Source organism: Gemella cuniculi DSM 15828, from assembly GCF_000425665.1.
Taxonomy (GTDB): domain Bacteria; phylum Bacillota; class Bacilli; order Staphylococcales; family Gemellaceae; genus Gemella; species Gemella cuniculi.
Genome location: NZ_KE384435.1, coordinates 28,325 through 43,704 on the forward strand (window position 1 = coordinate 28,325; position 15,380 = coordinate 43,704).

Sequence of the window (15,380 nt, forward strand, 5' to 3'; positions counted from 1 at the left end):
AACGGAAGAAACTACAGTGTAGACTTAGAGATGAAATCAGATTTTCAAGAGAGAAAAATAAAGGGGAAAATAAAAAAAGTTTTAGCGAGTATGATCCATATAAAGAAATAATAGAAAAAGAAAGCAAAGTAGAATATGTTAAAGGAAAAGGGTTAGTATTAGAAAAGGAAGAATTAACAAAAGAGTTATTACCTAAAAACTACTTTTTATTTCAAAAATTAAAGCTAAATAAAGAAGTGTTTAAGCAGTGGAAGTTTGATAAAAAAGAGTATTCTTTTGAAACAGGTAATTTTGATATTGTATATAATGTAAGTAATAGGGAATTTAACAAATATTTTGATATAGAAGAAAATAGTAATCTATCTGTGCGTATAGGAGGTGTAGATGTTTCTACAATAAATATATATAGATATAGGTTATCGACGAGAGGTAATAATTTAAACTATTATGAACTAGTGTCAGATAGTAAGGAGGATATAGAAAATGCAGAATAATACACTATATGCTTCAGAATACGCTTATGGCTTTGAGAAGGCTAGGATAGAAGGAGAGATGGATAATATTTTGAAAAGTGCTCAAGATTTAGGAAATTTTAAAATAAATACTTCACTCGAATACCTAGAAGACGCTTATGATAAAGGAACAGGGACAAGTGCAACAGCATTTAAGGATAAAGATACAGGAGAAATAATCCTAGCGTATACAGGGACAAACAAAGATACGGATCTATGGAGTGATGTAATAAAAACAGATATGGGGGAGATAGCCCTAGGATTAAGTGCGAAACACTATGACCCAGCATATAAATTTTATGAAAAAATAAGAGCGAAGTATGGAGAAAATATAATACTTACAGGACATAGTCTAGGAGGGAATATAGCACAAAGGGTAGCTTTAGAATACAATGTACAAAAAACAATAGTGTATAATTCAGCGCCACTATATATACCACTAGAACAAATAACAGCAACGATAGGATTGGGATTGCAAGGTAATATTTTAGAAATAGGATTAAATAAAATAGGGATAAGTATAAAAGATGCAGTAGCTTATCCAATAGGAATGCTAAAAAATGGAGCAAATTGGTTGTTAGGAGTAGAAACAGAAGAAGCCAAAATACAAAAACTAAAAGAATCATTCACAGGGCAAGTGTTAAGAATACGGTCAGAATTGGATATAGTAAATAATGTATCAGATTATGAGAAAGGAGAATATCTAGGGGTAGAATATATACTGAAAAATTCAGGCTGGCATAACTTATCAGATATATTAAACTCAGAAGAATTAAAAAAAGAATTAGAAAGAATAACAAAGCAATTAATAGTCCCAAAAACCAATATAGATATAGATGGAGATGGGAAAATAGATATAAAATTAGGACTGCTTGATTTAAGAACTCAAAACCTTCTAAGAGATAGAGCAGATATAGTAAGTGGAGAGAAAATCAAACTAAGTCCTGAGGTATTGAAGACTTTAAGCAGAAATATCCAAACAAGAGTGTTAGGAGATTTAGAAACAATACAAAAAATAACAAAACTTTGCATAGAAAAAAACAACAAAGTAGGGATGAACTTCAATAAAAGAAAAGAACAAGTAAGTGAAAATATCAAAGAAGAATTTAACAACGCACAGGTACCTGTAGTGTTAGATAACTTAGGAGAATCAGTAGGAGAACTCCAAAAATACTACGAGTTAAAAATGGACCACTTTTCAACGAATGAAAAAGCTATAATAAACGGATATGAACTAAATCCAGAACCATATAATACACAACTAACAGTATTAAGACATGCGACAGAACCACTACTAAATCAAAGTATAAAAGAAGAAACAAGAGAACTATCAAACTTTTTCCAAGGGAGACCAACAATACTAAAATCATGGCAAGAAATAGAAAGTATTACCAAATATCTCCTAGAAGAAAGTGACAAAACCTTTGAAGGAGATGGACTAAGAACTGGAAAAGAAGATGGAATAAGCCAGTCTTTAAAACAAGTACTGGAAGTAGCCGAAAAAAATATAGAAGAACTAGAAAAACAACTACAAAATACAGCAGAGCTTACACAAGGGTTAGCGGAAAATTTCGAAGAACAGGACAAGTGGATAGGAAGAAAACTACAACAAGGAAACTTTATAGGAAGTAACCCAATAAGAAATATGCCAACAAGCTACAAAGTCTACCTAGATCGAGATGAAATATTTGATGATGTAAAAGATGTGATTCAAGCCTTTGAAAAACAAGTAGAAAAAAGAAGTAAAGAATATGCAAGAAAAGTAACCGAAATAACAGGGAGAGGTCTAGAAAAAATAGCAAGAGGATTAGAAGGGTGGTTAAGATTTGTTGATGATGTAGAGAAAATAACAACAGATATAGAGGGAAATTATAATATAGGGATAGAAGTAGAAGAAAAATATACAGAAGAATATCAAGAAGAAGGGAAAACAATAAGCGAAATTAAAACAAAAACAAGATATTGGGGAGAACTTAAAAAGTTATATCCGGAGCCAGTAGTAACAAACATAAAAGGAGTCCGAGAAAAAATAATTTCAAAGAAAAGCACACTAAATCAAGCGATACAAACGATAAAAAATACCCAAAATAATCTAAGTTATTTAGAACCAAATTTAAAAAAGATAATAGAGGAAGGAGTCTACAAAGCGTTTGATCTAGATGAGATAATGAATAGCCAAAAAATAGCAAAGCAAATAGCAGAAAAGAGTCAGAGGGAAATAAAATATGTAAGAGAACATATAGGTACAGATGGTATGAGTGGTGAGGCAATAAAAGCATTAGATCAAAAGCTAGGTGAGGTAAATAAAAGTTTAGAATATTATAAGATGTTTCTTGGAGACTGTTTTGGAAATTAACGATAGGTGATATATTTTGGAAATATCCCGCTAAATGAATTTAATAATGTACTAAATAGTAAAGATGAAGTAGGATTTACGAAAGATAATTATATTTTTTGTTATATACAGTTTTTCTGAAAAGCTATTATGTTTTTAAGATTTTATTTTTACAGATATTTTGAAAGATGGAACGAAATTAGAATTAACAGATAGATTTAAGTTATAAGATAAATCATAGTGGACAAAAAATGTATGTCGTAAGAATAAATTTAGAAAACAAGGAAGAAAATTATCTTTAGAAGATTTTAAGAAAAAATGTAAGTATAGAAGAAGGTAGCTTAAAAGGATTTGATTCTGTTAAATGATAATAAAAAATAAAATTATAAGGGAAGTCTGAAAAAGATATAGTTATGTAAATCTCCTCATAAAAGCAAGAGTGAATCAGCCCCAAAACTTAGCCAAGTTTTAGCGGACTATTTATAATGTGAAAAATAGTCTAAGTGGTGTGTTTCACAAGGATAAATGCTTATTGTCAAAGAAGTAGGGCGGTGGTCAAGGGTTTTGCAATAAAAACATATTAATCGCTCATCGAAAAAGAAAAACAATCATCAAAAAATATAAAAACGCTCGAAACATTCAATTATTTTGATTGTTTTTGAGTGTTTTTGCTTGGAAATGATTGAAATACTGTAGTATATTAAGTATAATAAATACGGGAGTTAAGGAGAATATACAAATGGTAAATGAAAGACAGAATAAAATTTTGACTTTGTTAGATGAAAAGGTATCTGTAAGTATACATGAGCTTATAGAGTGTTGTGAAGTATCAGAAGCAACGATAAGACGTGATTTAACAAACTTAGAAGAGAAGAACTTACTATATAGAACGCATGGTGGAGCGATGAAACGTACGTCAGCACGGGGGAGTGAAGACAGCGTTGAAGCAAAACGATCAGAGTTTTTATATGAGAAAAAAGCAGTTGCAAAATATTTATGCGATAACATAGTTCAGTCAGGACAAACAATATATCTAGATGCGGGAACATCGACTTATGAGATGATCGACTACCTTCGAGATAGAAAAATAACTGTCGTAACAAATTCTACCTATCATTTATCAAGATTAATTTATAATAAAATACATACTATTATATTAGGTGGAACACTTAAACATTCAACACAGGCAGTAGTAGGGCATACAGCAGTAGAGCAACTTAAAAATTACAGCTTCGATATGTGCTTTGTTGGTTGTAATGGAATTGATGATAATTTCGGTATTACGACTGCTGATGAGAATGAAGCATTTGTAAAAAGTGCGGCTATAAAAAATAGTAAGAAAAAATATATTTTAGCGGATAAAGTAAAATTTGATCATAGAAAGTTTCAAAAGTTTGCTGACTTGGAAGATGTAGTAGTTTTTTCTTACGAAATCCCTGAAAAATTCAGGAAATATGACAATATAATAGAGGTAAAACAAAAGGAGGAAGTATAAGTGTATTATACGATAACTTTAAATCCGGCTGTGGATATGCTAGTAGTAGCAGATAACTTTGCTCTTGGTAAATTAAACAGAACTAAAGAAGCGAAGTATGTAGTCGGTGGGAAAGGTATTAATATTTCGATGTTACTTAAAAATATTGGAGTTGATACAAAAGCATTAGGTTTCGTTGCAGGATTTACAGGATACTTTATAAAATCAGAACTAGATAAACTTAATGTAGCTTATGATTTTGTAGAAACTTTAGGTGCAACAAGAATTAATATGAAACTTACTACTGAGACAGAAACAGAAATTAATGGACAAAGTAGTAAGGTAACTGAAAAAAATATAGCTGAATTTTTTGAGAAATTGGATAATTTAACTAGTGATGATGTGGTATTTTTATCAGGTAATGTTATTTCAGGAATGGGTGTAGAAGATTTTAAACAAATTGCGAAAAAAATTTCTGAAATTGGTGCAATGTTGGTTGTTGATAGTAATAAGGATTTAGTTTTAGATACTTTAGAATATAAACCGTTTGTTGTTAAACCTAATGAGTTTGAACTTGGAGAAATGTTTGGAGTAACATTGAATAGTTTAGAGGATATTCTAACTTATGCTGGAAAGTTAAAAGAACGTGGTGCAAAAAATGTTATTGTTTCACGTGGAGCTAATGGTGCGATTCTTTTAACAGAAAATAATGAAGTGTTTGAGGTTAATGTTGCAAAAGGAGAGATAGTTTCTACAGTTGCGGCTGGAGATAGTATGCTTGCAATGTTCGTTGCAAAGTATAATCAAACTCATGATTATAGAGAGGCTCTAAAATATGCTTCGGCAGCGGGAGGAGCTACTTCGTTTTCAGTAGGTGTTGGAAGTAAAGATTTAATAGAGAAGTTAGTATCTCAAATTGAAGTTACAAAAATAAAATAATGTGAATTAAGGAATGGTGTGACATTAAGAGTAACTGCGGAATATTTACTTTTAAGATACTCCATTAAGAAAAAATATATTTCCTAGGAAATTAAATAAAAAAGGAGAATTTTCATGAAATTAACTGATGTTATAAATTATGATTTAACCCAATTTAACTTTAGTGCAGCTGATAAAAAAGAAGCATTAGATAAATTGACGACTATGCTAGTGGAAAAAAATATTATTGCTAATAAAGATAATTTTTTAGAAGCATTATTAGCGAGAGAAGCTCAATCAACTACTGGTGTTGGGGAAAGTGTAGCAATTCCTCATGCTAAGAGTGTAGATTTTGATAAAGCAATGATCGTTTATGCGAAAAGTAATGAAGGTGTTGAGTGGGAAAGTTTTGATGGAGTAGCTGCAAAACATATTTTTATGATTTGTGCACCAGATGGTGGGGCAGACGAACATCTTAAAGCATTAGCGTCATTATCGCAAGCATTAATGGATCCAACAGTAAAAGCGGGATTAGATAATGCAACTACAAAAGAAGAGGTAGAGAAAGTATTCGCTAATTTTGTTGCGAAAACTGATACACCAAAAGAAGAAAAAGAAGAAAAAATAAGTGGAGAAAAACCATATATTATTGCAGTAACAGCTTGTCCAACAGGTATTGCTCATACATTTATGGCAGCAGAAAAAATAAAAGAAACTGCTAAAGAGATGGGCTTAGATGTAAAAGTAGAAACAAATGGACAAATTGGTATTGAGAATAGACTTACTAAAGAAGATATTGAAAGAGCAGTTGGAGTAATTGTTGCAGCAGATAAAAAAGTAGAGGTAGCAAGATTTGCAGGTAAACCTACTATTATCACAAAAGTTGCCGATGGAATTAATAAACCAAAAGAACTTATTCAAACGATCTTAGATGGTAAAGCAAAAGCTTATGTGCATGATGCAAGCGGAGAAGAAGTGGAATCTACATCAGGGGATGAAACAATTTGGCGTAAAGCATATAAACACCTAATGGAAGGTGTAAGTAATATGTTACCATTCGTTGTTGCAGGTGGTATTTTAATTGCTTTATCATTTATTTGGGGAATTAATGCATTTGATCCAAAAGATCCTTCATACAATAAAGTGGCAGAAGTGTTATTCTACTTTGGTAAAATTTCATTTAGTATGATGTTGCCGATTTTAGCAGGATTTATTGGTCGTAGTATTGCAGATAGACCTGGATTTATCGTTGGTATGGTCGGTGGTATTTTGGCAGACCCAAGTATTTTAGGACTAAAAAGTGATTTATTAACTTATACTCCATCAGGATTTTTAGGTGCATTAGTAGCCGGTTTCTTAGCCGGTGGAATTATCATTGCTTTGAAATATGCGTTTAGTTGGATGCCTCGTTCATTAGATGGGATCAAACCGATCTTCCTATTTCCAATTTTAGGAACATTAATCATGGGAGTGTTGATGATTTTCATAATCAATGCACCGATGGCAAGTGTGATGGAAGGATTAAAACACTTTATCGAAAGTTTAAACGGAAGCGGAAAATTCATAGTTGGATTTGTAGTAGCGGCAATGATGGTTATCGATATGGGTGGTCCAATTAATAAAGCATCTTATGTAACTGGAACAGCTTTATTAACAGCGGCAGGGACAGCAGGAAGTGATGTAATGGCAGCTGTTATGATTGGTGGTATGGTACCTCCATTAGCTATTGCGATTTCTGCAACAATCAACAAAAATATTTGGCCTAAATCACAACGTAGCGGAGCATTGGTAAACTATGTAATGGGATTAGCATTTATCACAGAAGGAGCGATTCCATTTGCAGCAAGTAATCCAGCACGTGTTATTCCACCATTGTTCTTATCAAGTGGTGTGGCAGGAGCGTTAAGTATGACATTCGGTTCTGTATCAAAAGCACCTCATGGAGGAATATTTGCAATAGTAGCAGGGGCAGTAAGTAATCCGATTATGTACTTGCTATCTCTAATTATAGGTGCAACACTAGGAGCGGTTTTACTAATATTATCATTAAACTTAGGTAAAAAGAAAAAATAATAATAAAACCCAAATGTAATTTTATAAAAAATAGGGTAAAATGTTAATAAATTATCCAAATAAACTTTAAAATTATGATAAAAAAAGACGACTATTTAGCCGTCTTTTTTTATGTTATAGATAAATTAAAAAATATTTTTTAGAACTTAGCTAAAACTTCCCCATGAGCTAGTTCTTTTGTTATCTTTGCAAGTTCCTGTTGCAAGATAACGACGTTCATTAGAATAAGAAATATAACTTATCCAAATAAATCCTTCATTAATTACGTAGCTATCATAATTAACAGTTTCCCCCTCAGCGTAATTAGCAACGATTTTACCAAGAGTGCTAGGTTTGCTACGAACGTTAATTGAAGTAACTTCTACGGTAAAGGTACCATATTCAGAAATTCTCTGCCATTCTTCATTGTTATCATAATGCGGACGGATAAATCCTATCAAACATGTGTCTTCACGTGTCATAATACGAGCCATTCCACCACGTTCAGGAGTTCCATCAACATTTTGTTCTACAGAAGTAATAAGATTATCCACTACTTCAATAACTATTCCTACATGACCAAATTTATCCCAACTTCCCCATTGCCAGATAGCAATATCTCCAGGAAGAATACTATCTTCACCCTTTCTATACCTTGTCCAATTCGGTGGAATAGGGTTATTCATATAATCAATAGCATTACCAAACATTTTGAAATTAGCAAAATTTAGTACATATGCCATAGTAAGATCAACACATTGTGCACCATACATACCATCCATATCAATCCAGCGGTAAACATTATCCTTTGCCCAATTAACCATAACTTCACGACTTGCCATAAGTTTGTTCCTCCACACTAGTTTAAAAATTAAAATCATTACGTTAAAAACTAATTAAATTTCATAATTATATTAAGTTTTTGCTGACATTATTGTTCCTTATTGTTGAATCTCATTTCTATAATTTTAGAGAGATCATTAACGCTTTTTCCAATGCTTTGTAGAGTTTTATCGAGTTTAACTAAGAAAAAAACAGCAACAAAAATTGGAAATCCAACGGTATTAATAAAATTAAGTATATCCATAAAAAAGGTGCGGCTTATGCCGCACCTCCCTCCTTCCTTTATTGAAGATCGTTTTCTTCCTTAGTTATATAAGAAGCCTTTTTAAAAGTTGTAAGAACCGTTTTTTCATTATTAAAGATTTGACTGTCTATAATTTTTTGAGCAACAGGTTCGATCTCAGCTTTTGTTAAATTATCTTTTGGATAATCTAATATAACGTGATGAGTTTTTTTGTTAGAAGTATTAAAGTATAAAATTAATGTTTTTTTCATGATAGTTCTCCTTTAATTAAATAAGTGTTTTAGTATTAAGCGTGATATTTTCGATAGTTTTAGAAACTAACTTAGAAATTTCGTCGCCAACTTCTTTTAAAACAGAATCTTCTACATTGACATTAGCATCAAATCCGTAGCTTTTAACAACTTGTTTTTCCCCTTTTTGCTCAGAGTAGTTAAGATGAAGTGTTTTTTTTAATAATTTCATTTTGAAATCTCCTTTAAGTTAAAATTTGTTTTTGTCTTTGGCCGCTGACACTATATATATCGAAATAAAATGGAAAAATTCCCCTAAAAAATAAAATTAATTTATTTTAGATAGTTATAAAAAGCAGTTGAACGTTGCTACATAAATAAAAATAACTATAAAAATTTTTAAAAAGTAATTTAATATAGAACAATAGCTATAAAATTCTAAAGAAGTGAAAATATATATGTGTATAAAATAATAGAAAGACCAGTTTTTAATTATTTTTCCAAAAATATAATTTGTACTGGAAAAATATATATTCAGATGATATAATATTTTTTATGGAACGGTGTCCGAGTGGCTGAAGGAGCACGCCTGGAAAGCGTGTATACGTCAAAAGCGTATCAAGGGTTCAAATCCCTTTCGTTCCGTTTTTTATTTGGGATGGTGTGCAAGGAAGATATTTTAAGTTTTGTTAATAATTGCTTTTATCATACAAAACAATTTTTTAATTAAGATTAATGTAATAGATATATAATGATATAAGGATTAATGATAATTTCATAAAAGAGTAATATAATATTAATATAAAAAATAAAAAGGACTGATAAAAATGAAAGATAATAGATTATTAAAAGTGTTGTGGGGAATTGTATTTGCAATATTTTTGTGTAGTGCAATTTTCATAGGAATAAGTTATTTTTCTAGCGGAGATAGTACATCTAGCAAGAAAAAAGATAACAATACAACTACCACAAGTACAAAAAATAATAACAATGATGATGATAGCGATAGCAATAGAAAGTCTACTGATGGTGATAGCAGAAGTGATGAGCAAAAATATAGAGAAAGCCAAGGAACAGAAGGTTCTTCAAACTCTGTAAATTCAACAAATAACAATCAACAAAGAAATAATTCAAATAATAGTTCATCAAATAATAATCAAAGAAGAAGTAATTCAAACAATAATTCATCAAATAATAACAATAGACAAAGTGACAATAACAGCAGCAGTAATAATGAAGGTAACAATAACTCAACAGAATCGACTACACCAACACCTGGTACATTTAAGACTTCAAAAGAAGCACATGAGTATGCGACTAAAGAAATAAACCGTTTAGCAAAAGAAAATAGAAAATCATATTCATATACACTAGGTCGTAATAGTAAGGGTGAAGTAACTGTAAATATTACTGAAGAAAAATAGAAAAAAAGTGAAGAAAAGTTTACTAAAATTCAGAAGTATACCTTTCTTCACTTTTTATATTATTAATATTAGGTACAAATAATAAGAGAGTATCGTCTGTGGTAAAGGTTATTAATAAAAGGTACATAACATGTAAGAGTTGCTAATTGTTACTTTATATTAATCAATCTTAATAAAAAATTTTTATCTTAGTAATATACTAAATGAATTACAATTAAGTAAAGACTAGTCTTTTATTTCTAAATACTAAATAAATATGTAATAAATTTTAGCTAAAATACAGAAATAATGGTATAATAGTAGTTGAAATAATTTTGAATATAGAAGGATAGGATAGCTATGAAAAATAATAAATTATTAAAAATATTGTGGGGAGTGGTATTTGCGATATTTTTATTTAGTGCAATATTCTTAGGTGTTAGTTACTTTAACGGAAAAAATACCAAAGAAACTCAAAGTAACAAGACACAAGTTTCTGAAAATAAAACTACAAAAACAGATGAAGATAAATATAAAGAATCTTCTAATTCTGAGAAAAAAGAAGAGACTAAGTCCTCTAATGCGACAAATTCACAAAGTACGGATGAAACTAAAGCTGGAGGAAATGATAATAAAACTTATGAATATAACGGAAAAAGATTATCCCCCAATGAAAGTGTAGGAAACACAGGAAAAGTCTTTAAATCACAAAAAGAAGCTATGGAATATGGAAATAGTGAAATAGCACGTTTGGTAAAACAGGACAAAAAATCTAGACAGTTTTCTGTAAGTAAAGTTACCTCAGAGGATAATAAACTCGTGGGGTGGACTGTAGATATTTATGAAGTGAGAAATGGTTAGTTAAAAAAGGAGCAATCGGACTTAGCGTCTAATTGCTCCTTAAATTAGGGAATACGAATAAAAAAATTAAAATAATTATTTAAAATAAAATATTCATCTTAAGTCAGTGTATCATAAATAGAAAAAATATTCAAAAGATATAAAAGTAATAATAAAGTCAAATAATAAAAGGAAGACAAAATGAAAATTGGAATAGTTGCAGAATTTAATCCATTGCATAGTGGACATAAATATTTAATAGAAGAGGCGAGAAAACGTATAAATAAAAATCAAGGTGGCGAAATAATTTGTGTCATGAGTGAATACTTTACTCAACGTGGAGAAGTGGCTATAGTTGATGGGTATGCACGTGCTAAAGAAGCAATAAGAGAAGGGTGTGATCTAGTAATAGCATTACCTTATTTAGCGAGTGTAGCATATAGTGACGATTTTGCCAAAAAAAGCATTGAAATATTGGCTGATGCTGGAGTTACCCATTTAATATTTGGAACAGAACAACCTGAGATAGAGATTTTTGAAGATATTTATAATAAACAAGAAAATATGGACAAAACACAGTACAAAGAATTGTTAAAACAAGGTTATAATTACGCCACTATTAACAATAAATTGTTCGGTTTGGAAAACAATAATCCTAATTTTGTACTTGCCTACAGTTACTATAAGGCGATAAAAAAATATGCACCACACATAAAACTTCTACCAGTTAAAAGAAGTGGGCAAAGATTGAATGAGAATATTGTGGAAGAAAATTTTCATCTTAGTGCCACAACAATAAGAAAAAATATAAATGATAAAATAATAGAGAATTATCTATCAGAAAATATGTTAAAAGAATTACGAGAGAATAGAACCCTTCAGGAAGAAGATTTTTTTGATTTAATTCGCTATAAAATAATTTCATTAGGGAAAGAAAATTTATCAGAAATCTATGATATAAATGAGGGGCTAGAAAACAGGATTTACGAAGCGGTTTTCTATTCTGAAGATTATAAAAATTTGGTTGATAATATAGCTACAAAAAGATACAGTAGAAAAAAAGTTCAAAGGATACTGCTACATATTTTAACCAATACAACTAAAGAAGATTATAAAAAATATTTTCAGACAAAAGTTTATAAGGTGCTAGCAGTAAAAAAAGAAAAAACGATCCTTATTAGAGAAATTAATAATACTAATAAAATAACTTTAATTTCTTCACTAAATAGCAAGAATAGTCATCACTTTATCCACGATATAAAAGTAGCAAGAATTTACAATTTAATTTCAAAAGAAAAAGATGTTTTTAAAAAAAGTATAGAATTAGTATAAATCAATGGAAAAATTGTTAATATAAGAGAAAACAAGTATATTACCATCTTTATAATTACAGTAATAACAAATTATTATATAATCACATTTTGGTAGTCTAATATTGCTAAACACATATTTTTTAACCAGATTATTAAACTGTAAATTCAAAAGCAAATAATCTTATAATAAATTACGTATTGTTATCCTCATAACAGTAATAATAATTTATCCCAGGACAAAATTAATTATATTATAATATCAAATATAGTAATTTTCTATTTCAGATAATTTTTTAGAAATAAAAAAAGATGATTAATGAATTAGCCCTCCGAAAGTCGAACAACTTTTGGAGGGCATAACATAATTTCATCTTTTTTGTTTGTAATTATAACTACAAAATATTGTCTTTTATATCACTTGCTTATAATTCAATGACTTTCTTATATGTTGTTTCATTTATTCAAATATTCTTAATTTCAATTAAGAACAATCCCAATTATATAAGACATCATCAAAGTTTAAGTTTTTTAAAGACTCTTTAGAAATAAAGAAGTTACCTACCCCTGCGTCTCCCCACATGATTTCGGCATCCTCTATTTTTCCCCATTCGCTTTCTATTTGAAGTAGAAGAACGGAGTAATCTTTTTCGCAAGATTCACGCGGATCCCATTGTGTGAAGTTAGGATAACCTCCAATACAATGATTTCCACCAGAAAATGCATCGAATAGTTCATCTGATATATCATCCTCAAGATCGGACCATAAATCTTCAATTTTTTCATCTGGATACAGTTCATTAATAGTGGCAATGGCTTTTTTTTCGAATCTATGATCCTCAGAAGTAATTGACATAAAATCTTTCTCAAACTCTAGGGCAAGTGAAAGATTTTTTTTGTAGAAAGGAGAATATTCCTCATCGTTATTATCATCTAATAAATGATATCTCTCTAAAACGCTCTCCAATGTAACATTTTTATCCACATTAGAATAATAAAAAACACGAGAACCTAATTTATCATCAAGTCCCATAATATCATCCCTACCAATCCAAAATTGCATAAGGCCTGTTTTTGGATAAATATCATTTTCTGGGAGTTCTTCGCAGTTTATTTGAGCAAGAAGAGCAAGTTGAACACCTTCTTCGTTGACAGGGAGTTCTTTATTTTTTGGTAAATAAGGAATACCTCCAAATTTACTATCAAAAATAGAAAGCTCTTCATCAGTTTTTTTTGTAATAATATTTATATACTCAACTTTGGTGTTATCAGATATTTTTTCTATTACTTTTTTTATCATTTCTGAAGTTATCATAAGTTGCCTCCGGTGATTTTTTATGGTAATAAGAATCGGAGAAAACTTAATATAACAATTTCCTCCCACTCACAAAACCTTTTCTAAGTTTATTCTATCATTTTTAGTGTTATTGTCAAATTTTTTGAGAATAAGGTTTAAACTTTATTGAGTTTTTAGTATTATTTATCCACGAGGTAACTTGAAGGTTATAGTCGATTGGAGTATCTCTCATATTTCTGTTTTGAAAATTAATACTAAGCTTTATGTAATATTTTTGAGTTGCTTTGTTTAAATTATTTTACTAATAAGATTGAAAGAGAGTGTCGGTTTTAACTTTTTTAATTTTCGTAGCTTGGGATTTTATAAAACTCGCCATACTTACGTTTATGGATTTTTATTGTGATAAAATATACTATTAATAAGAAAATTGCCGTTATTACCCAATTTATGGAATCTGCATAGCAAATGGCAATAAATCCTAATGAATCCGTAAAGAAAATAACGATAATAACTCTATTAACAAGTTCTACTATTCCAGCCATCATAGCCGTAATAGGAAAGCCGTATCCTTGAAGTGCATTTCGATAAAGTATCAAAATCGCAAGAGGAATATAAGCTAAAGTTACATTATTAAAATAGGTAAGAGTAGCCTGTGTTAGCTCTTCGTTAGGTTCTGTAGTAAAAAGAGTAATAAGTGATGCACCAAATGTTCGAATAATAATCATACTTAAAATAGCACAGCCGATAGTTGTAATTGTTAAAGAACGCACAGCTTTAGAAATTCTGTACATTTTTTTTGCTCCGATATTTTGGCTAATAAAGGTAGAAACGGCTGTACCCAGTGCTACATAAATGTAAGAAACTATATTTTGTATACGAACACCAATACTGTATCCGGCAATATAGTTCGTTCCGAAACCGTTAAGAAACTTTTGCAAAACAATTAAACCTATTCCTGTAAAAGAAAACTGCATTCCCATCGGAACACCTTGGAGAAGAAGAGCTTTCATAAAATTAAAATCTAAAGAAGTATCTTCTTTTGTAAGGCGAAGCTCGGGATATTTATGATTTATATAAAAGTAACAGCAAATAGCTGACGTAGCTTGAGCAATAATAGTAGCAAAAGCACTTCCTTCAACCCCAAAATTCAAAAGTGCAACAAAAATATAAGCCAAAATACCATTGATTGCAACAGAAAGTAGTAAAAATAAAACAGGAGTAAAGCTGTTACCAATACTTCTAAGTGTAGCTGCAAATAAATTATAAATAAGAGTAGAAGCACAACCTAAATATAAGATAAAAAGAAAACGATGTGCTTCATTAAACAATTCACTAGGGGTATTTATAAGATTTAAAATATTGCTGTTAACTAAAGATAAAATGATAGTAAATAATATACCTATAATAAAAGAAAGGATAATAGAATTAAAAAAATACTTTCTAAATTCTTTAAAATTTCCTGCTCCAAAACTTTTTGCCATTATAACGCCAAAGCCATAAGCAGTTCCGATAAGAAATCCCATAGCGATAAAATTAATAGGACTAGCAATACCGACAACAGCAATACCACTTTCACCGACATAATGACCTAGAATAATAGAATCAATAATAAGATACAAATTTTGAAGAAGTCCCCCAATAAAAATAAATATTGAAAAATGAAGTATCTTTGATAAAATTGCTCCATGAGTCATATCATTCATACAAAACACTCCTAACTATGATAAAAATTATATTTCTTCACAAAATAAAGAAACGAGCGAAATATAGCTCGAATGAAAATTTATATTGTAAAAAATAGTTATAAATAAATTTTAAACTACAAACTGTTGAAAATCAAGAATAACAACAAAAATAAAAGAAAATATAAAATATAGAGAACTTTAAAAAATTTTTTGGTAAGTGTAGCTTAGAAATTACTA

General features: G+C 29.9%; 14 protein-coding genes and 1 tRNA gene. 9 read left to right on the plus strand and 6 right to left on the minus strand.

Annotated elements, in window-relative coordinates; genetic code table 11:
* The 5 genes from H612_RS10125 to H612_RS0108440 all read left to right on the plus strand — a co-directional run.
* A partial coding sequence (locus tag H612_RS10125; protein ID WP_035500548.1) for a hypothetical protein occupies positions 1-494 on the plus strand: 494 nt, incomplete at its 5' end.
* A complete protein-coding gene (locus tag H612_RS09640; RefSeq protein WP_051210209.1) occupies positions 484-2,868 on the plus strand; it encodes an SA1320 family protein in 2,385 nt (794 codons plus the stop codon). The genes H612_RS10125 and H612_RS09640, both read left to right, overlap by 11 nt.
* 718 nt (positions 2,869-3,586) lie before the next feature.
* The gene (locus tag H612_RS0108430) at positions 3,587-4,342 is read left to right on the plus strand and encodes a DeoR/GlpR family DNA-binding transcription regulator (protein WP_027131032.1); all 756 of its coding nucleotides are present in this window, start codon (positions 3,587-3,589) and stop codon (positions 4,340-4,342) included.
* The gene (locus tag H612_RS0108435) at positions 4,343-5,260 is read left to right on the plus strand and encodes a 1-phosphofructokinase family hexose kinase (RefSeq protein ID WP_027131033.1); all 918 of its coding nucleotides are present in this window, start codon (positions 4,343-4,345) and stop codon (positions 5,258-5,260) included.
* A gap of 114 nt (positions 5,261-5,374) precedes the next feature.
* Positions 5,375-7,312 (plus strand): PTS fructose transporter subunit IIABC, encoded by a 1,938-nt coding sequence (locus H612_RS0108440; protein ID WP_027131034.1) that lies wholly within the window; start codon positions 5,375-5,377, stop codon positions 7,310-7,312.
* A 146-nt stretch (positions 7,313-7,458) separates the two neighbouring features.
* Here H612_RS0108440 and H612_RS0108445 read toward each other — a convergent pair whose 3' ends face one another.
* From H612_RS0108445 to H612_RS0108460, 4 genes are all read right to left on the minus strand, one after another.
* Entirely contained in the window at positions 7,459-8,133 is a 675-nt protein-coding gene (locus tag H612_RS0108445; protein ID WP_027131035.1) for a CHAP domain-containing protein, read from the minus strand.
* 89 nt (positions 8,134-8,222) lie between these two features.
* Positions 8,223-8,378, minus strand: a complete 156-nt coding sequence (locus H612_RS10560; protein WP_084167265.1) for a YvrJ family protein — start codon at positions 8,376-8,378, stop codon at positions 8,223-8,225.
* Positions 8,379-8,416: 38 nt separating this feature from the next.
* Positions 8,417-8,629 carry a DUF2922 domain-containing protein gene (locus tag H612_RS0108455; protein WP_027131036.1) on the minus strand — a complete coding sequence of 71 codons (213 nt, stop codon included), beginning with the start codon at positions 8,627-8,629 and terminating at the stop codon, positions 8,417-8,419.
* A gap of 16 nt (positions 8,630-8,645) precedes the next feature.
* Positions 8,646-8,840, minus strand: coding sequence for a hypothetical protein (locus tag H612_RS0108460; protein ID WP_027131037.1), 195 nt, complete (start codon positions 8,838-8,840; stop codon positions 8,646-8,648).
* A 325-nt stretch (positions 8,841-9,165) separates the two neighbouring features.
* Here H612_RS0108460 and H612_RS0108465 point away from each other — a divergent pair.
* The 4 genes from H612_RS0108465 to H612_RS0108480 all read left to right on the plus strand — a co-directional run bounded on the left by H612_RS0108465 (position 9,166) and on the right by H612_RS0108480 (position 12,183).
* Positions 9,166-9,253: transfer RNA gene (locus H612_RS0108465), tRNA-Ser, on the plus strand.
* Between the two features lie 182 nt (positions 9,254-9,435).
* A complete protein-coding gene (locus H612_RS0108470) occupies positions 9,436-10,032 on the plus strand; it encodes a hypothetical protein (protein WP_027131038.1) in 597 nt (198 codons plus the stop codon).
* A 339-nt stretch (positions 10,033-10,371) separates the two neighbouring features.
* Positions 10,372-10,872, plus strand: coding sequence for a hypothetical protein (locus tag H612_RS0108475; RefSeq protein ID WP_027131039.1), 501 nt, complete (start codon positions 10,372-10,374; stop codon positions 10,870-10,872).
* A gap of 180 nt (positions 10,873-11,052) precedes the next feature.
* Positions 11,053-12,183, plus strand: coding sequence for a tRNA(Met) cytidine acetate ligase (locus tag H612_RS0108480; protein WP_027131040.1), 1,131 nt, complete (start codon positions 11,053-11,055; stop codon positions 12,181-12,183).
* A 462-nt stretch (positions 12,184-12,645) separates the two neighbouring features.
* Here H612_RS0108480 and H612_RS0108485 read toward each other — a convergent pair whose 3' ends face one another.
* Together H612_RS0108485 and H612_RS0108490 are read right to left on the minus strand one after the other, a co-directional pair.
* The gene (locus tag H612_RS0108485; RefSeq protein WP_027131041.1) at positions 12,646-13,476 is read right to left on the minus strand and encodes a YwqG family protein; all 831 of its coding nucleotides are present in this window, start codon (positions 13,474-13,476) and stop codon (positions 12,646-12,648) included.
* A gap of 320 nt (positions 13,477-13,796) precedes the next feature.
* Complete coding sequence (locus H612_RS0108490; protein WP_027131042.1) at positions 13,797-15,161, minus strand: MATE family efflux transporter; 1,365 nt, start codon at positions 15,159-15,161, stop codon at positions 13,797-13,799.
* Between the last annotated feature and the right edge of the window lie 219 nt (positions 15,162-15,380).